Genomic DNA, 19,102 nt, shown 5'->3' with positions numbered 1-19,102 from the left:
GTCAGCTCACCTTTCGCGGGCTCATCGAGTCGCCGGACAGCCCCGCGGCCATCCGGCGTGCGATCGTGGAAATTCCGGTGCCGCGGCTGAATTCGAGGGCCGAGGCCTGCACGCCGAGGGTGGTGACGACCCGGCTGGCCAGTTCCACCGACAGCAGCGAGTCCAAGCCCAGATCGGGCAGCGGCACCGACATGTCGATCGCGTCCGCGGAGATCCCGAGTACCGCGGCGAGTTGCTCGGCGAGCACGAAGCTCAGCACCTCGCCGCGCTGCTCCACCGGCATCGCGAGCAATTCCGCGCGCAGCGCGTCGGCGCCGGAGACGTCCTGGCCGGCCGCGGCCACCTGATCGGCGAACCGGGTCGAGGTCGCGGACGCCGGATTGGCCGCCGCCCAAGCGCTCCAGTCGATATCGCCGACGAGCAGGCCGCCCGTGCGCGCGTCCAGGCTCAAGCACGCACCGAGCAGCTCGGCGGCGGAATCCATGTCGATCGGGCGCATCCCCATCAGGTCGAGATAGCGCTCGATCTCCTCGGTGGACGCGGCCATGCCGCCGCCGGCCAGCGCGCCCCAGTTCACCGACAGCGCCGGCTTACCCTGCGACTGCCGCACCGCGGCGAGGGCGTCGAGGGCGGAATTGGCTGCGGCGTAACCGATTTGTGAGGCGGTGCCGACCAGTGCCGACACCGAGGAGTAGAGCGCGAACGCGTCCACCGGCACCCCGGCGTCGTCGAGGGCGGTGTGCAGATTCCACGCGCCGCGCACCTTCGGCTCCACCACCCGGCGCAGCGAATCCCGCGTGACCGCACCGAGCAGGCGGTCGTCGAGGACGCCCGCGGTATGGAACACCCCGCGCAGCGGCGGCATGGTGTCGCGGATCGTGTGCACCAGCGTCCGCACCTGGTCGAGGTCGGCCACGTCCACCTGCGCGACAGTGACGTCGATACCGGCGGATGCCCAGGCCCGCAGTTGATCTCGGGCCGCGTCGGTGGCCGCGCCGCGGCGGGCCGCGAGCACCAGGTGGCCGGCGCCGCGGGCCGCCAGCCACCGCGCGGTCGCCAGGCCGAAGGCTCCGCATCCGCCCGTGATCAGGTACGTCGCGTCGGGACGCACCACGAATTCCGGCCGGCGCGGCCGGACCCGCGGGGCCCCGTCGAGATCCACGACGACCCGCCCGGTGTGCCGGGATCGGGCGACGCTCTCGAAGGCCTGCGACAGCCGCGACACCGGGTACATCGTCGTCGGCAACGCCTCGTACTCGCCCTTGTCGAGCCGGGCCAGCACTTCGGCGGTGACCGCGCGGGTCAGCTCCGGGCGGGCCTGGAACATCCGGTCCATATCCACCGCGATCAACGACAGATTGCGGTCGAACGGGCGCAGATCGATCGCCCCGGAGCCGTAGATGTCTGCTTTGCCGATCTCGATGATCCGGCCGAATTCCGCGGCCACCCGCAGGTTTTGGCGCAGCGTCTCCCCGGGAGCGGAGGAGAACACGACATCGGCGCCGCGGCCCTCGGTGAGCCGCAAGACGTCGTCGACGAAGTTCAGCGACCGGGAATTGACCACCTCGTGCGCGCCGGCGGCGAGCGCGACCGCCCGGCGCTCGTCGGTGCCCGCGCTGCCGATCACCCGGGCGCCCAACGCTGTGGCGACCTGGATCGCGGCCAGCCCGGTACCGCCGGCCGCGCCGTGCACGAGGACCGTGTCACCGGCCCGCACACCCGCCGCCCGGTACAAGCCGTAGTGCGCGGTGAACAGCGGGAGCAGCGAACCGGCGTGCTCGGGGCGGGCCCCGGGATACAGCGGGCTCACGACGGCGTGGTCCAGAGATACCGTGACGTACCGGCGGAACATGTCACGCGCCGAGACGAAGACCTTGTCGCCAGGGGAGACCTCGGAGACCTCCGAGCCGACCCGCGTGACCTGCCCGAACCCTTCCATGCCCAGCTCGGTGCCGAAGTAGGTGCCGCGCAAGTCCTCCGCGGTGAGCACACCGAGCACCTTCATCGCGTCCTTGTAGTTCAACCCGAGCACGTCCATCCGCACCTCGACCTCGCGGTCCTGTGGGTCCCGGCGCTCCGCGGCGCGCAACGCCAGATCGGTGAGCAGCCCCGATTCGGGAGCCTCGAGTACGAACGACTCCTCCGGGTCCGGGCTGACGGTGCTCTCGGCGTAGGGCCGCAACCGGTCGGCCAGCGTCCGGCGTCCCCGCGGAACAATGGCGGCACCGTGCCGCAGCGCGACCTCGTCCGCGTCGCTGTTCTCCGGCATTCCGCCGCCACGCAATTCGGTGACGACGTCCCGCGCGGAGTGTCCCGGCGCGACATCGAGCAGCCGCCAGTGCAGGCCGGGTTGCTCGTTGCACAACACCCGCCGGGCACCGGCGAGCGCTGCGTGCACGAGATCGGGCTCATGATGATCATCGGGCAGGCAGACGGCATGCTCGGTCAGCACAACCGCGCGAACGGCGTCAGCCTGCGGCGAATCGGCCGCCGCGAGTTCATCCACCACGCTCTGCACCTCCGTCGCGACCGCGACCAGACCGGCCACGGCATCGATGGTCGAGGTCGCGGGTTCGCCCGAATCGGCCTGCGCCGGCGCGGGCACCAGGACAACGGTGACCCGTTCGATCCCGTTGTCGCTCAGCGCATCCCGGACCGCCGGCGCGACCCCGGTGTCTGTTCCGGCGACCAATCGAGAACCCGGAAACGCCGCCGCGATCGCCTGCGCCCGGGTGGGCTCCCCGAGCGCGATCACGACCGCGGTTTCCCCCTCGGAGGGCGATGCGGCAACTTGTTCGTGCGGAGCCTCGCGTGGCTCCCACACCAGTTCGTAGAACAATGGGTCGAGCCGGTCGATCGGTGCGATCGGCGGAGCTAGGCGGGCGAACTCGACTCCGACGAATTCGACGTATACGACACCGTCGGAATCGCAGAGGGCGACGTCGGCGCGCAGGACCGGACCCGGCAGGCGTCGTGCCACCGCGAGTATCGATCGGCGGGGTAGCGGCGAGAACCACCGCACGGCATCGACTTTCGCGGGAACAACCGCGCCGTCGGGGAGTTCGGCGAGGGCCGCGACGGACTGGAGCGCCGCGTCGGTCACGGTGGGGTGGGCGAGGTGGCCGTTCTTCGCGCCGGTGGGCGGTTCGATCGTCGCGACTACGGTGTCCGTATCGACCCGGGCCTCAGCGATGCGGCGGAAGGCGGGGCCATAGGCCAGCCCACGGTCGGCGAGCCGGGTGTAGAACTCCTCGCCCGTGATGAGGTGGCCCGTGTCCTCGGGGACCTCGCATTTGCGAGATTCCATGAGCCCGTCCACGATTCGGCCCGTGCAGTTGACTGTCCAGTCCGTCGCGGCGGCACCGCGAGAACTTACTGTGAACCGGTTCGTGCTCGCGTCGATCGCCATACGCAGGCGCGGGATGTCGTGTGCGTCGACGACCAGCGGCTTGCGGAAGCGCACCGATTCGATCGTCAGGCTCCGGTGGTCGGTGAGCGCGTCGGCGGCGGACAGCGCGGCGTCGAGGTAGGCCGCGCCGGGCAGCAGGACCACGCCGTCGACGACGTGCTCGGGCAGCCACGGCAGCCGGACGCTGGACAGCTCGGTCTCCCATTCCGGGGCCTGTGCGTCGAGCCGTTCGCCGAGCAGCGGGCGGCTGTCCGGGGTTCCGGTGCGCAGCCGCTCGACCGCGGGATCCTCATGCCAGAGCCGGGTGCGCTGCCAGGGGTAGGCCGGCAGGTCCAGATGGATCGCGGGACCGGCGCCGCTGCCCGGCGTCTCGGTGCCGTCCAGGCACCCTGCGGTGTACAGCTCGCCGATGACTCGGCACAGGCTGTCGGCGTCGTTCTGTTTGCGGTGCAGCGTCGGGATCGCGGTGCCGGATTCCCCGGCGTGCAACAGGATTTCGCGGATATTGCCGCTGAGCACGGGGTGCGGGCCGACCTCGAGGAACACGCGATGGCCGTCTTCGATCAGGGCCCCGATCGTGGCGGCGAACCGCACGGGTTCACGCACGTTGTCGCGCCAGTAGGCGGCGTCGAACCGGGTCCCGGCGGCCCGGGTCCCGGTCACCGTGGAGTACAGGTCCGCCGTGGGTTCGGCGGTCCGCACGCCGCTCAGCACCGTCTCCAGCTCGCCGAGGATCGGATCCATCAGAGCGCTGTGATACGGCACCTCGACGCGCAGCCGTTTACCGAAAATGCCTGCCTGTTCCAGACTTTCGCGCAGCTCCTCCAGCGAGTCCACCGGGCCGGCGAGGGTGCTCGAGGACGGGCTGTTGACCGCGGCCAGGCACAGGTCGGACCGGTCCGCCAGCCAGTCCAGCGCCTCGGTTTCGGTCAGGCCCACCGCGAACATGCCGCCGGTGCCCGCGGTCCGGGCCTGGAGCCGGGACCGGTGGTAACTCACCAGCAGCGCGTCCCGAAGGCTCAGTGCGCCACTGACATACGCCGCGCTCACCTCGCCCACGCTGTGCCCGACGATCGCCGACGGGCGCACGCCCAGCTCCGCCAGCGCGGCGACCAGGCACACCTGGATCAGGAAGTTGGCTGGTTGCGCCACCTCGGTGCGCTCGACCCGGGAGTTCTCCTCGTCGCACAGCAGCGCCTTGACGATCGACCAGCCCGCGATGTCGTTGAACACCGCGTCGATCTCCATCGCGGTCCGGCCGAACACGCCACCGGCGAGCAACAGGTCGCGGCCCATGCGCCACCATTGCGGCCCCATGCCGCTGAAGACGAACACCGGCTCGGTGCCGGGCGTGACGACCGGCTTACCCAGGGCTCCGGCGCCGGCCGCCACCGCGGCGAGCCGGTCGGCGAGATCCTTGCCGTCGGTGTAGGTCACCGCAGTGCGCACCGGATGGTGCGCCCGGCGCGTCCAGGCGGCATCGCAGACCAGGCCCGCGTCCGCCCCGCCGGCCACCAGGTTGCCGAGCCGGCTCGCGACGGCGCGCACCGCGGCTTCGGTGGCCCCGGACAGCGGGAGTACCCGAGCGGGTTGCCGGCGCGGGGTAGCCGGATGGGCTTGCGGGGCCTCCTCGACGAGGACGTGCGCGTTCGTTCCGCCATAACCGAAACCGTTGACCGCCACCAGCGCTCGCGTTCCGTCCTCGGGAAACGGCTCGGTGTCGGTCGGCACCCGCAGGTTCAACTCGGCGAACGGAATGGCCGGATTCAAGGTGCGCAGCCACGCCTGCGGGGCGATGGTGCGGTGGAAAACGGTGAGCGCCGCCTTCATGACACCGGCGACACCGGCCGCCGCCTCCATGTGCCCGATGCCCGCCTTCAACGAGCCGACCGGCAGCGGGGACTCGCGGCCCGCGGCCGTGCCGAAAACCGCCCCCAGCGCGGACAATTCGATCGGATCGCCGACCGCGGTACCGGTCCCGTGCGCCTCGACGTAACCGACATCGGCCGGATCGATCCCGGCCGCGGCGCACACCCGCTCGGCCAGCTCCCGCTGGGCCTGCGGATTGGGCACGGTGATCCCGGGGGTGCGGCCGTCCTGATTCGACCCGGTGCCCCGGATCACCGCGTAGATCCGGTCGCCGTCGCGCAGCGCCGCCCCGGTGGGCTTGAGCACCAGCATGCCGGCGCCCTCGCTGCGGCCGTAACCGTCCGCGTCGGCGTCGAAGGATTTGCAGCGACCGTCGGGAGCCAGGAAACGGCCCTTGCACATGGACACGAACGTTTCCGGGTGCAGCATGACGTTGACCCCGCCGGCCAGCGCCACCTCGCACTCGCCGCGGACCAGGGCCTGGGTCGCTTCGTGCACCGCGACCAGTGAGGACGAGCACGCCGTATCGATGGTCATGCTCGGGCCGCGCAGATCGAAGACATAGGACAGCCGATTCGAGATCATCGTCAGCGAACCGCTGGTCGGGGTGTGGTTGTCGATCGCCACCCGCCCGCTGGGCAGGTGGCGGCGGACCAGGTTGTCGACCATGAAGCCGCCGGCGTACACCCCGACCTGGCGGCCACCCACCCGGCCCGCGATGCCGGCGTCGTCGAGCGCCTCCCACGCCACCTCGAGCAGGAGCCGCTGCTGCGGGTCCATGCTGACCGCTTCGCGGGGCGAGATGCCGAAGAACTCCGGATCGAAATCCCAAGGGGATTCCAGGAATCCGCCGCGCTTGGTGTACATGCGTCCGGGCGCGTCCGGGTCCGGATCGTAGAACAGATCGGTATCCCACCGGTCCGCGGGCATGTCGACGATGCCGTCGCCCTTGCCGACCAGGAATTGCCAGAACTCGCCGGGGCCGTTGACGTTTCCAGGAAAGCGGCACCCCATTCCCACGATCGCGATATCGGTCACGGCACAGTCCCGATCTGGTCCTCGATGCATGTCAACTCCTCGTTTCGGTCGATCCGGCACCAGGGAAAATCGTCGATCAGACGAGGGGTGAGCACATGAGCATGGGCATACTCAAATCCGGCTCGGCGTCGTCGCCGCGGCGCTGAGTAACGCGGCGGGGGCAGGGGCGGATATGCCAAGCGGGACAAGTCGCAGCCCCTCGGGGACGCGGCTTGGGGTGCATCGAAATGGAAAAGTTTCTCCATCAACTGATGCGAATCACCGGGGGTTCACATGTGGCCGTTCGTCGGTCGGCAGGACGAGCTCGACAACATGATCGGGGCCCTTCGGGACCCGCACGACAGTGGATTCATCGTGGCCGGCGCGGCGGGCGTGGGCAAAAGCCGGCTGGCGCGGGAATTCGCCGACCGGCTCGCGGGCACCGAGTACGTCGTCCGCACCGTGTCGGCGACGTCGGTGACCAGCGATGTCGCCTTCGGCGCGCTGGCGATGTATCTGGAAGGCCGGGCGACCCCGGCGCCGGGGCAGAGCGTACTGATCACCGAACTGGCCAGACGGCTGGCCGCGGCGCCCGCGGGCGGGCGCGCGGTGGTGATCGTGGACGACGCGCATCTGCTCGATCTCGCGTCGGTGGCCGTGTTGCGTCAGCTGGTGCGCGCCCACGACGCGTTCCTGTTCGCCGTCACCCGCTCCGGCGAACCGGGCACCCGCGATCTGGCTCCGCTGTGGACCGAAGGTCTGGTCCGGCGCGTCGAGCTGCCTGCCCTGTGCGGCGATGAGATCGAAGAGTTGCTGGAACAGGCGCTGGACGGGCAGGTCGGCGTGCTCACCGTGCAGCGTCTGCGCGAACTGACCGGCGGAAACCCGTTGCTGCTGCGGGAATTGGTGACCTCCGGCCTGGACAGCGCCGCGCTCTCGCCGGTCAACGGGGTGTGGATCTGGCACGGGCCGTGGCTGGCGGCCCCGCGGCTGACGGAGCTGGTGCAATCCCGGATCGGCGACCTGGGCGTGGAGCAACAGTGGGCGCTGGAGCTCGTCGCGCTGTCCGAACCGGTGAGCCTCGACGTGCTGACCCGGCTGGTGACCGAGGACCTGCTGCTGGACCTGGAGGGGCAGGGCCTGTTGCAGGTGCTGCAGGACGGCAGCCGGACCTCGGTGCGGCTGGCCCATCCCCTCTATGCCGAGGCGCTGCGCGAGGCCTGCCCCCCGCTGCGCACCAGGCACGCGAAACGCAAACTGAGCGAAGCCCTCGCCGCCGCCGGGACGAACGGTGCGGACGACGCGCTGCAGATCGCCCGCTGGCGGCTGGACGCGGGGGTGGCGGTGGACATGGATGTGCTGCGTGCGGCCGCCCAGCGGGCGTGGTCGATCCTCGACCTGCCGCTGGCCGAGCGGCTGGCCCGGGAAGCGGTGACCGCCGCGCTGTCGGCCGGGCAGTTCGAGCAGATGCATCTCGCCGGGGTCACCTTGTGGCGGGTGCTGATCGCGGGCGAACGCCACACCGAACTGCTGGCCCTGATCGACGCGGTCGCGTGCCGCGCCGACCAGCCCGAACAGCGCGCCGGTGCGACGATCGCCCGCGCCGAAACGCTGTTCTGGGGGCTGGGGGACTACGACGGCGCGATGAAGGAGCTCGGCAGCGTCGCGGACTCGGATTCCGCCGCGGTCCTCATCGGCCGGGAGCATGCCGGGCTGTACCCGTTGCTGCACGGTTTGGCGGGTGGCCTGCTGGAGGCGCAGGACGCGATCGCCGAGGACACCCAGCGCATGGCGGATCCCGAGTCGGCGCCGAAACTCGGGGTGGCCGCCGAGCTGACGGCTACTTTCGGCGGCCGATGGCTCGCGGGAAGCGTTGCGGCGGAACTGGATTCGCGGGGCGTGCCCGAGGTGGCGGAACTGCCGTGGATCACCCCGCTTGTGGCGTTGCTGCGGACTCAGCGCCGGCTGCTCGAGGGCCGGCTCGAGGCCGCGGCCGAGGTGGCCGGGCAGGCCCACCGGGCCGCCCTGGGGCTCGGCTGGGATTTCGCGATCATGCTGTCCTCGGTGGGCAATGCGCAGGTGGCGCGGTTCGCGGGCCGGATCGATGAGGCCGGGCGCTGGTTGAGCGAGGCGCGGGCGCTGTACAGCCCCACCTCCAACGCCGGGCGGATCTTCTACGGTCTGCTGGCCGGGGAACAGGCCTGTGTGGCGGCCATGGCGGGTGAGCACGCGGCGGGGGCCGCCGCGCTGGCCAGCCTCCCGGATCACGAGTGGGTTCCGGGACGGGTCTTCACCTTGTGGGCCGAACTCGCGCGGCCCTGGGTGTCGGCCGCTCAGGGGGCGGTGCAGGCGGCGCAGGCGCAGGCGCTGGCCGTCGCCGAGCGCGCCCGCTGGTCCGGGGCGTACGCGGTGGAAGTGCTCGCATTGCACGATCTGGTGCGGCTCGGCGGCGACGCGCCGGTGGCCCGGCTGCGCACCCTCGCGGCGGCGGAACCCGATCCCGGGCATCCGGTGCACCGGTGTTTCCGGCATGCCGAAGCGTTGGTCGCGCGCGATCCCGTGGCGCTGGAAGCTGTCGCGGCCGAGTTCGAACAGTCGGGCCGATTGCCGATCGCGGCCGAGGTGTACCGGCAAGCGTCCCGCCACTATCGCGACCGCGGCAAGGCGGATTCGGCCCGACGCTGCCGGGCCTTCGCCGTCGCGATCGGCGACCGCTGCCCGGGAGTATCCCCAATGCCCGGGGAGAGTGACGATTTCGCGCTCACCACGCGGGAACGCGAGATCGCCGTGCGGGCCTTGTCCGGCCGGACCAACCGGGAGATCGCCGCGGACATCGGGGTCGCCAAACGGACGATCGACAATCATTTGGCCCGGGTGTACAGCAAACTCGGCATCGGTACCCGCGACGAGCTCCGTCGTCTGCTCGGCCGGATCGACTAGCTCGCTGGTGTCACAGCTGGCCGGCCAGTTCCGCGGCGGCGTCGACGGCGATGGCGATGGCTCGGGCGACCAGGGGTGATTGGGCGCGTTCGGCCGACCAGTGCAACGAGATCTCGCGGGCAGGGGAGGGTTGCAGGCGGTGGATGCTGAGCCGGTTATCGGATTGGGCCTCCGAGCCGTGCAGGGCGAGGGCCGGCAGCACCGCCGAGCCGATGCCCGCGCGCACCATCGCCATGATGGTGTCGTGGCCGGTGGTCCGGAAAACGATCTGTGGCCGGGCGCCGTGGCCGAGAAGCGTTCGCTCCAACCATTTTTGGTGGTAGGTGGACGGCCAGGCGACCATCGGCGCGCCGTCGAGCAGTTCGACCGGGACCGGGCCGGCGGGGTACGCCCCGGTTCCGGCGACCAGCAGGTAGTGCTCGTCGAGCAGTTCGACGCGCTCGACGTCGCCCGCGATGCGGTCGTCGTAGAACAACAGATCGAGGTCGCCGATCTGCGGATCGTCCGGGTCCACCTCCGAGAGCCGGATATCGCAGCCCGGGTGCTCCTGCAGTAGCTGCCGCAATACTCCCGGCAAGATCAGTTTGGTGACCCCCGGGAAGGTGCCGATGTCGATCCGGCCATTGCCCGCGCGGAAACGATCGACGGCGTCGGCCAGGGCTGTCGCCTGCGTGAGCAGGCCGCGTCCGTGCGCCAGAACCACTTCGCCGAGGGGCGTGATCCGGACCGGCCGGGGGCCGCCGGGCCGGTCGAACACCGCGCCTCCGACGGCCTTCTCCAGCGCGGCGATCTGCTGGCTGACCGAGGATTGGGTGTAACCGAGCCGTCCGGCCGCGCGCCCGAACGTTCCTTCCTCCGCGACGGCCGCCATGGTTCTGAGATGGCGTAACTCGACGTCGACCATAAGCATTAGGATAAGCGATTGCTTTGATCGCTAATCATCGCTTTTCATAATGAGTAACCGATTTTAGGCTCGTCCACATGACGACTTACCCGACTCAGCCGCACACCGAGATCCTCGAACTAGACGGCGTCGAGCTGGCGATCGAACGCTCTGGGCCCCAAGGTCTTCCGGCGCTCCTGCTCATCGCGGGCGGCGCCCAGTCGATGGACTGGTGGACCCCGGACTTCTGCGCACGGCTCGGCGCGGGCGAATTCCAAGTAATCCGATATGACCACCGCGATACCGGTCGGTCGAGCAGCTCCGAACCGGGCCGTCCCGGCTACACCGGCGAGGATCTCGCCACCGACCCGCTGCGCATCCTCGATGCCCTGGGCATCGAACAGGCGCACCTGATCGGCATGTCGATGGGCGGCGGTATCGCCCAGCACCTCGCGGTGCGCGCGCCCGAGCGAGTGCGCACCCTGACCCTCATCGAATCCAGCCCCGCGGGCGGCGACCCGGGCCCGCTGCCGCCGCCTGCTCCCCAGGTGGCTGCCACCTGGGAGCAGCCCGAGCCGGACATCGACTGGAGCGACCTCGCCGCGGTCATCGACTATCGCGTCGAGGTCGAACGGCCGTACGCCGGTCCGCTCGGCCTCGACGAGGAGCGCGTACGCGCTCTGGCAACCCTGGAAGTCACCCGCACTCGCAACATGGCGTCGTCGATGGCGAACCACTTCCACGCCGCCTCTGGCCCTGCGGTGGACCCGGCCGAGATCCGCGTGCCGACGCTCGTCCTGCACAGCGCCGACGACCCGATGTTTCCGCTCCCGCACGGTGCGGCCCTCGCGCGAATGATCCCCGGGGCCCATCTCGTGCGCCTGGCGGGATTGGGTCACGAGATCCCACCGCCCGCCGTGTGGGACACGGTCATTCCGGCGCTGCACCGGCACCTCCGCCATTCCTGAAATCGACACCTAATACCCCGCTCAACCTCCAGATGCGGTGGCGGAATCATTCGTACAGGAAGGTTTCACCGCAGTTCGTATCAGCATCACCAAGGTCATCGCCCGGTCCGGGTTGGGTTGACACGTCGCCGCCCGATGAGTTTCGTTGCTCAGAGGAGTCTCACTCGATATGAGCGGGATAAGCGGAGGCAAACCCTATGTGGGAGGTGCGCCATGCTGAGGCAGGTCGCGGCGGGTGTGTTCGTCCATCAGAGCGAGTTACTCCAGAACAACACTGTTGTCGTGCAGGGCCGGGATGGCGTGCTGCTCATCGATCCGGGGATTACGGGGACGGAGATGGTCTGTCTGGCGAATGATCTGCGCGAGATGGGCCAGACCGTCGTTGCGGGCTTTGCGACGCATCCGGATTGGGATCACGTGCTCTGGCATGACGAATTCGGTGCGGCGCCGCGCTACGGTACGGCCCGTTGCGCGGAATTCATGCGGGAACTGCGGTCGGACACGGACTGGAAAGACCGCGTCACCGAGGGGCTACCGCCGGAATGCGCCGAGGATATTCCGCTGGAACCATTCGGCCTCATCGCGGGTTTGCCTGCCGGGACCGCGCGGATTCCCTGGGACGGCCCCGAGATTCGGATCATCGAGCATCCGGCGCATGCCGAGGGCCATGCGGCGCTGCTGATCGAAGATCACCGTGTTCTCGCCGCCGGTGACATGCTCTCCGACCTCTTCGTCCCGATGCTCGATTTGGCCGCCGACAATCCCATCGAGGACTACCTCACCGGCTTGCGGCTGCTCGCGGGTGCGGCGGACGACGTCGATGTCGTCATCCCCGGTCACGGCTCGGTCGGCGTGGGCGATCAGGTCCGCGCGCGGATCGAACAGGACCTGGCGTACGTGACAGCCCTGCGTGACGCCCGGGTCCCCAGTGATCCGAGGGTCGGCGCATCGGTCGCGCCCGGCTGGGAGTGGGTGAACGACATCCACGAAGGGCAACTCCATCGCCTCGCGGAAATGCGTTAGTTCCGCGCTGGATCACGCAGTACCGCACCGAGCGCGGCTATCGCGGCCTCGAGTTGACGGTCCGACAGGTACGGTGCGGGGCCGAATCGGAGGTAGTCGCCGCGGAAGTCGGTGCGGACGCCGTGGTCGGCGAGGCCGCGGTGGAGTTCCGCCGCTCGGGGAGTGCGCAAGGCCAGGAAACCACCGAAGCGGGAGCGGGCGGCCGTGCGGTCGCGGGTGATCAGGTCGGGCTTCGCGTCCAGGTCGTCGAACAGCCGGGCCAGTAATTCGTTCTGGTGCAGCGATATTCGGCGCAGGAAATCCGGGCTGAGGCCCTGCTCGGCGAAGAAGTCGAAGACGTGGCTCGCGCGGTAGTGGCTGGTCGGGTCGTAGGTGGAGCCGGCGAAGCGGGCCGCCCCGGGCGCGTAGGTGACCATCTGGTCCTCGACCGGTCCGGCCAGTTCCGCGAATTCGGCGAACCAGCCGGTGATCACCGGGCGCGCGGACAGTGCGTGCGGCGGTATCCGCAGGAAGCAGTTGCCTTCTCCCAGTTGCAGATACTTGTAGCCACCGCCGACAAGCCAAGCGGAGTCCAGGCCCAGTTCCGGCACGGAGAACGGTGTCACGCCGAGCGCGTGGTAGGCGTCGACGAGTAGTTCCACACCGCGGCGAACGCAGGCCGCCGCGAGTTCGCCGAGTCCGGGCACGATGCGCGCGGTTTCGAACAGAACCGACGACACCAGCACCGCGCCGGTGCGATCGTCGATGGCCGCGGCCAGGCGTGCGGCGAGGGTGTCGACCGGGTCCGGCGCCAGCCGGATCACCTCGATGCCTTCCTCCGCAAGCCGCGCCAGTTGCCTGCGCACACTGTGGAATTCGCCCGCCGTGGTCACCAGTCGCGGGCGGGTGGGCAGGTCGACACTGGACAGAAAGCGCACCACCAATTCGTGCGTGCTGGCGCCGAGGGCGAGTTCCGCGGCCGGGTCGTCGAGTATCCGGCGGAATCCGGCACGCACCTGCTCGGCCTTGCCGAAAGCCCGCTCCCATTTGCCGTCCACCGCGTCGGCGGCATCGTCGAAGGCCTCCAGTTGCCCGCGCAGCGCGATATCGGGCCAAGCCTGATGCGAATGCCCGGTCAGCAGCAGGCGCTGGCCGACCCGGAATCGAGAATAGAACGCGGACAGCGCATTCGGACTGCGACGCAGGCCGTCGAAGGTGATCACAGTTGGCTCCGGACAGCCCACAGATCGCTGAACACCGGCTGAAAAAGGGTGCCGCGCAAGTACTCCGCACCCGAGGAACCACCCGTCCCCGGCTTGTCGCCGATGGTGCGGCGCACCATCATCACGTGCCGATACCGCCACTCCTGTAGTCCCTCGTCCAGATCGACCAATCGTTCGGCCACCTGTGCCGGTCCACCGTCATCGGTGTAAACGGTCAGCAGAATCTCCTGGATCTCGGGCGCGGGCCCGGCGGCGACCCGCACGTCCCGTTCCAACCGCTCGACCGGAATCGGATAACCCTGCTCGGCCAAATAGCGCAGGAACGAGTCGTACAGCGAGGGCCTGGCCATCGCGGCGAGGATCTGCGCCCGGGCGGCACCGCCCTCGGGATAATGCGCGAACGCCCCGGCGTCCCGGCGTCCGAGCACCGCCTCCACCTCGCGGAATTGCGCGGACTGGAAGCCGCTCGAGGCTTCCAGCCGGAGCCGGAAACTGGTGAACTGGCGCGGCGTCATGGTTTCCAGCACATCGATCTGCGCGACGACCACTTTGAGGATATTCAGTATCCGGCGCAGCGTATGCAGTGCGTGCGCGGTGTTCCCGGCGGCCAATTTTCTTTGCAGGTGCGCGAATTCGTGCAGCAGCTGCTTGAACCATAGTTCGTAGACCTGGTGGATGACGATGAACAACATCTCGTCGTGTTCGTCCGAGCGCGGATGCTGCGCGCCGAGCACATCGTCGAGCGCCAGATATGAGCCATAGGTCTGGGCGGGTGACGGGGTATCTACGCGATTCGAGGAGTGAGCGACCATGTTTCCGATTGTGCAGGCGGCGCGCCGCCCAGAGACCATCCCGCGGATGTGGTCGGATGTGCGCCGACCACATCAGTTCAATCGAGAAGAGGTTTGCACAGCGTGGATTCGACGACTGATTCCGAGCCAGCAGAGGCGTCGATCACCCTCGATGAAGTGGCTGAATCGCGTTTGCAGCAGGTCAAAGCCGATCTGACGAACCTGTGCAATCTGTACGAGGCGCTGGCGGCGCTGGGCGCACGGCCGGTCCCAGATCCGCAACTGGCGCAATTGTGCGCCCGCATGGGGCGGATAGCCCGCGGCCTGGAAGCGGAATCCCGCGACCAAGAACTCGAGCACGCCACCGCAATTCGCCGGACCTCCAGGCAGCGCAACCCGCGCGGTGGAATCGCGCACCCCAAACCGACGACGGCGACGCTGAATCTGGAAGACCGGATCGTGGTGACGATGCACCGGAATCCGAATGAGGCGCACACGCCGGCGCGGATCGCCGACCTCCTCCGCAAGGACGGCTGGAAGGCCCGCGCCGACAGCCTCGACCGGGTCACCGCGATTCTGCGGGACCTGTCCGCCAATCCCGACAGCGGCGTGATGCATGTCGGCCACGGCCTATACCGGCGCGCCCCGATCGAGTCGATCTCCGAGGCGAAGCAGCTGATCGCGGGGGTGCTGGAAGGTGGTTCCGGCCATTTGGGTGTCGGAACCGCGAAAAAGGTCGGGCAAATCCTGATCGACGCCGGTTGGGACGCACCCAAGATTTGGGAGCCGGTAGTCGATCGCGCACTGGCCAGTTTGGCGCTGACCCCCGACAGCCGGGTGCGCCGGGTGGATTCGGCCCGCTACGAGTTCCTGCCGGAGTTCGAACCGGCGGCGGTGCGTTGAGTGCCCGCAATTCGGCCGGAGCGTCGACGGGCGGTCACAGCGGGCTGAATCGTTCGAGGCCGGTGACGCGGAGCAGATCCAGTGCCGCGGCGGCGGGCGTGCCGGGCGCGGCGGAGTAGACCACGACGGTCTGATCGGCTTCGGGCACCAGCAGGACATCACAGTCGAGGGTGAGGGCGCCCAGGTCGGGGTGTGCGATGGTCGCGGCGCGGCTGCGCAGCCGCCCGGACCGCCCGGCCCGCCACAGTTCGTCGAATCGCGGGCTGCCGGTCCGGAGTTCGGTGATCAGCCGGGCCAGGCCCGGATCCTTCGGATACTTGGCCTGCACCGTGCGCAGGCAGCCGACGCAGTCGACGGCATGGTCGGCTTCCTCCGCCGAGGTCATGACCAGCCGGTCCGGTCCCGTCCCGAGGAAGCGCTGCCACAGCAGGTTGCGCTGGGCGGGCGGTCGCGCGGAGAAGTCGCCGAACAGTCCCGCCGCCAGCGAATTCCAGGCCAGCACATCGGATTTGGCGGACAGCACCAAGGCCGGCAGATCCGCCATGCGGTCCAGCAGGCGCAGCACGCTGGGCCGGATCACCAGGGGGATGCGGCCGGCCTGCGGCGGATCGGCGCCGGCGAGCCGGAAGATCAGATCCCGGTCGGCGTCGCCCACTCGCAGCGCCCGGGACAGCGCGCCGAGCACCTGCTCGGACGGTTTCGGGCCGCGCCCCTGCTCCAGCCGGACAATGTAATCGACACTGAGTCCGGCCAATTGGGCGACCTCCTCGCGCCGCAGTCCAGGCACCTGCCTGCGGGATCCGCTCGCCAGCCCGGCCTCGGCGGGTGTGATGCGGGAGCGCGCGGTGCGCAGCACCATGGCCAACTCGGCTCTATCCACCGTCCCAGCCTGCCGCAGGACCGATCGGCGGGGGTGGTACTGCCGGTCCCATGCCGCACCGGCCCTGGAGTGACGGGCCCGCCGGTGTGAGGCTCGGGCCATGGTGACAACGACTGCTCTGGTAACCGGAGCGAACAAGGGATTGGGCCGCGAAACTGTGCGCAGGCTGGCCGAATCGGGTTGGGACGTGTTCCTCGCCGCCCGCGACGCCGCGCGCGGCACCCGGGCGGCGGCGGAACTGGCCGAGGCGGGGCTGGCGTGTCGTTTCGTCCCGTTGGACGTGACCTCGGACGAATCGGTCGCCGCGGCGGCGGGCCAGGTGCGGGCGGCCGTGGGGCGCCTCGATGTCCTGATCAACAATGCCGGAATCGGAGGCCCGAGCACGCATCCGGCCGATACCCGGGTCGACGAGGTGCGCGAGGTCTTCGAAACGAATGTCTTCGGATCGATCCGCGTGATCCACGCCTTCCTGCCGTTGCTGCGCACCTCGGTGCATCCGCGCATCGTCATGGTTTCCAGCGGCATGGGTTCGATCGCGACACTGACGGACCCGAGATGGCAAGACCTCGTTCCGCCCGCCCTCGGCTACCCCACGACCAAAGCGGCCCTGAACATGCTCACAACCCGCTATGCCCACGCCTTGAGCGATATCCGAGTCAACGCCGTCGACCCGGGATACACCGCGACGGAGCTCAACGGCCACAACGGGTTTCAATCGGTCACGGAAGGAACCGACGCCATTGTCCGGCTGGCGTCCATCGGCCCGGACGGGCCCACCGGCGGATTCTTCGATCGGAACGGGGTGGTCCCGTGGTGAGGGCGGCGGCGATCGCGCTCATGGTTTCGGCGCTAGGTTTGGCAGTGTTCGTGTTCGCGGCGGAGTCGGAGGATCACCCAGTGGAGCAGAGTAATTCGAGCACTGTCTTGTCGATCGGCCTGCACCCCAGCGCCGTCGACTACAGCCGCTACCCCGGTATCGACGAGGCGTCCCTCACCGCGCGCATCGAAGCCGGTGAATCAGCGTTGCGCGCAGCGGGATTCGACCTCGTCTCCTGTCAGGTCCCCAGCGATCCGGCTGCCGCCGAGGTGAAGCTGCGCGAGTGCGCCGCGGGCCGAACATTCCGGGTCGCCATGATCGGCGCCGGAGTCCGCATGGCGCCCGAGCACACGCTGCTGTTCGAACGACTGGTGAACGTCGCCACGGAAATCGCCCCCGGAATCCGCTTGTGCTTCAACACCTCACCGGAATCCACGATCGACGCCCTGCGTCGCTGGGTTCAGCCCGGCCCGCACTGATGGCCGGTTGTCAGGGCAGACTGTAGATCTCCCACATCGCTTCCTCCGCCGGCGTGCCGTCCCAGGAATGGGTTTGGAAACTTCGGTCGACCAGATAGGACTTGTATTTCTCGCGTACGCCACCCGCGTCGGTGACGACCAGCATGTCGATTTGCGAACCGAGGCTGTTCTTCTTGAGGGCGTGTGCGACCGACGTCGCCGGAGCCCGCAAGTCGTCGATGCTCTCGGCGGCAGGGACGCACAGATCGACGTGCAAGATGTGGGCACTGGCGCCGAATCGAACCGCGAAAGTGTAGGCCTCGGCCGGAAGCTGGAGAGCTGCCGCGAAATCAGCGAGGTCGGGATTGGTGATCGGTGGCGGTGCAAGGCAATCGGGGTGTGGGGCAGACGCGGCCAGTGCGGCGCCCAAGGTGACGCGGGAGCCGGAAGTATCGGGCGTCGCACTGTCGCAACCCGCGAGCAGCACCACTGCTCCGAGCACGGCGGTCATACCGGCGGCTGTCCGCCTTTTCACAACAGTCATTGCCGCCTCTGAGCACCTGGTTCGCGAGCGACATTGCCCTGGTGACCGCCGGTATTCCCACCGTTGGTGACGATTAGCTTCGCCTCTGAAGATCGCCCTGTCAATAATCAATCGTCGGTGCCCGGGCAATCAGCGGAAGTAGGGGTACTCCTGGATCCAGTGGAAGCCGCGGCTGCGCAGCGTGAAACTGTCCGGATCCACGCGGTGCAGCGTGGCGATCACGGGTCGGTCGTTCAGCGTTCCGCGCAGGATCAGCCGGTCCGGGGTCGGTCGCTCGGCCGACAGCGTCGCGAAGGCTGCTGACGGACCGGCCGGGTCCGTGATTGTGCTGAGTTCCAGCCGGCCGCCTGGGCGGAACGTGGCTTGCGCCGGGATCAGATCGCCGTTCATCCGCTGGTAGGTGGCCGCCTGCGGATCATCGAAAACCAGCCGCCGCCAACGGGTCTCGTCGGTCGTCAGCGGCGGTATCGGCCGGCCGTCGAGAGTGAAGTCGTGCACGTCCCAGATTCCGTACAGCTCGGACTTGGGGCTGGCCGCGCCGGATTGTTCGTGCCAGACGATCCAGCGGTCGTAACCGCTGCCCAGCGCCACCCAGAGGCCGATCGCCGCCACTACCCAGATCGTGATCCGGTTTCGCCGGTGCTCGGTGAACAGCGCGGGTTGCCGCAGGGGCGCGCAACCGCGTTGCAGCACAAGCACATCGGCCAGCCGACGGAGGTACGGGGCGAGCAGGAGCAGGCTGATCAGCAGCAAGTGCGCGGCGAGCAATTTCTCCGGAATGTCGAATGTCAGGTTGAGCAGCAGGATTTGGGCCGTGCACGCCGCACTCGCCGCTGCGCCGAGGATGGCGGTGCGGGAGACGAACAACAGCAGTCCGGCCACGACTTCGGCTGCGCCGAGGGCCATTTCGTAGGGATAGGAGCTGCCGACCTGTAGCCACAGCACCGAGGCCGGGCTGAAGTCGCCGTAGGGCTGTAACAGCTGCGCCAGGGTGGGGGCGGGCATTTGGGTGGGGATCAGTTTCGCGAACCCGAAACCCACCATCTGACCGCCCAGGCACAGCCGGAGGAACAGCGTGGACCAGGCCCGCAAGCGCGGGGAGGGTGTCCGGTCGAGGGCCGTCCACACCGCGGTGAGCGCCACCGCCACGACCGCGAGGCAGAACACCAGCACCCAGGAGGCCGCCTGATCACCGACCGCCGAGTCCCGGTGCGACACCGCGTCGATCCCGAAGAGCGCGTTGCCCACCCAGCCGGTGACGGGGTCGGTGAGGGCCATGTCGGACGGTCCGTGGTACCGGCGGGTCCAGCGGCTGAGGAGGCCGAGGAAAGCCATCGGAATGTAGGTGTTGAGCAGGCAGAACATGCCGAAGTAGAGGATGCGGAACCGGAACGCGAT

Annotated in this window: 13 protein-coding genes; 6 read left to right on the top strand and 7 right to left on the bottom strand. The window is 69.1% G+C overall.

The window, feature by feature from the left end:
• Position 1: 1 nt before the first annotated feature.
• Positions 2–6,346 carry an SDR family NAD(P)-dependent oxidoreductase gene (locus AB0M14_RS33745; protein WP_365002798.1) on the bottom strand — a complete coding sequence of 2,115 codons (6,345 nt, stop codon included), beginning with the start codon at positions 6,344–6,346 and terminating at the stop codon, positions 2–4.
• Positions 6,347–6,589: 243 nt separating this feature from the next.
• On the opposite strand from AB0M14_RS33745, the gene AB0M14_RS33740 reads away from it, so the two are divergent.
• A complete protein-coding gene (locus tag AB0M14_RS33740; RefSeq protein ID WP_365002795.1) occupies positions 6,590–9,235 on the top strand; it encodes an AAA family ATPase in 2,646 nt (881 codons plus the stop codon).
• A gap of 10 nt (positions 9,236–9,245) precedes the next feature.
• On the opposite strand, the gene AB0M14_RS33735 is transcribed toward AB0M14_RS33740, so the two are convergent.
• Positions 9,246–10,139, bottom strand: coding sequence for a LysR family transcriptional regulator (locus AB0M14_RS33735; protein ID WP_365002792.1), 894 nt, complete (start codon positions 10,137–10,139; stop codon positions 9,246–9,248).
• Between the two features lie 77 nt (positions 10,140–10,216).
• On the opposite strand from AB0M14_RS33735, the gene AB0M14_RS33730 reads away from it, so the two are divergent.
• The gene (locus AB0M14_RS33730) at positions 10,217–11,086 is read left to right on the top strand and encodes an alpha/beta hydrolase (RefSeq protein WP_365002789.1); all 870 of its coding nucleotides are present in this window, start codon (positions 10,217–10,219) and stop codon (positions 11,084–11,086) included.
• 213 nt (positions 11,087–11,299) lie between these two features.
• A complete protein-coding gene (locus AB0M14_RS33725) occupies positions 11,300–12,109 on the top strand; it encodes an MBL fold metallo-hydrolase (protein ID WP_365002786.1) in 810 nt (269 codons plus the stop codon).
• On the opposite strand, the gene AB0M14_RS33720 is transcribed toward AB0M14_RS33725, so the two are convergent.
• Positions 12,106–13,311 (bottom strand): hypothetical protein, encoded by a 1,206-nt coding sequence (locus tag AB0M14_RS33720; RefSeq protein ID WP_365002783.1) that lies wholly within the window; start codon positions 13,309–13,311, stop codon positions 12,106–12,108. The genes AB0M14_RS33725 and AB0M14_RS33720 overlap by 4 nt on opposite strands.
• Entirely contained in the window at positions 13,308–14,123 is an 816-nt protein-coding gene (locus tag AB0M14_RS33715; RefSeq protein ID WP_365002780.1) for a tryptophan 2,3-dioxygenase family protein, read from the bottom strand. The genes AB0M14_RS33720 and AB0M14_RS33715 overlap by 4 nt, the downstream gene beginning before the upstream one ends.
• Positions 14,124–14,279: 156 nt before the next feature.
• Between AB0M14_RS33715 and AB0M14_RS33710 the strand changes: the two genes are divergently transcribed.
• Complete coding sequence (locus AB0M14_RS33710) at positions 14,280–15,005, top strand: hypothetical protein (RefSeq protein WP_365002777.1); 726 nt, start codon at positions 14,280–14,282, stop codon at positions 15,003–15,005.
• A 34-nt stretch (positions 15,006–15,039) separates the two neighbouring features.
• Here the strand turns inward: AB0M14_RS33710 and AB0M14_RS33705 are convergent, their stop codons facing one another.
• On the bottom strand, positions 15,040–15,885 hold the full coding sequence (locus tag AB0M14_RS33705) for a helix-turn-helix transcriptional regulator (RefSeq protein ID WP_365002774.1): 846 nt from the start codon (positions 15,883–15,885) through the stop codon (positions 15,040–15,042).
• A gap of 100 nt (positions 15,886–15,985) precedes the next feature.
• Between AB0M14_RS33705 and AB0M14_RS33700 the strand changes: the two genes are divergently transcribed.
• Complete coding sequence (locus AB0M14_RS33700; RefSeq protein ID WP_365002771.1) at positions 15,986–16,702, top strand: SDR family NAD(P)-dependent oxidoreductase; 717 nt, start codon at positions 15,986–15,988, stop codon at positions 16,700–16,702.
• 80 nt (positions 16,703–16,782) lie between these two features.
• Positions 16,783–17,181: a hypothetical protein gene (locus AB0M14_RS33695; protein ID WP_365002768.1), complete on the top strand. Its 399-nt coding sequence runs from the start codon at positions 16,783–16,785 to the stop codon at positions 17,179–17,181.
• A gap of 10 nt (positions 17,182–17,191) precedes the next feature.
• Here AB0M14_RS33695 and AB0M14_RS33690 read toward each other — a convergent pair whose 3' ends face one another.
• Positions 17,192–17,671: a hypothetical protein gene (locus AB0M14_RS33690; RefSeq protein ID WP_365002765.1), complete on the bottom strand. Its 480-nt coding sequence runs from the start codon at positions 17,669–17,671 to the stop codon at positions 17,192–17,194.
• A 162-nt stretch (positions 17,672–17,833) separates the two neighbouring features.
• Positions 17,834–19,069, bottom strand: coding sequence for a DoxX family protein (locus tag AB0M14_RS33685; protein WP_365003041.1), 1,236 nt, complete (start codon positions 19,067–19,069; stop codon positions 17,834–17,836).
• Positions 19,070–19,102 lie beyond the last annotated feature (33 nt).

This window comes from Nocardia sp. NPDC051832 (genome assembly GCF_040681285.1).
Lineage (GTDB): Bacteria > Actinomycetota > Actinomycetes > Mycobacteriales > Mycobacteriaceae > Nocardia.
Note: the sequence above shows the minus strand (reverse complement) of the source record. Positions and strands in the feature narration are given on the sequence as shown.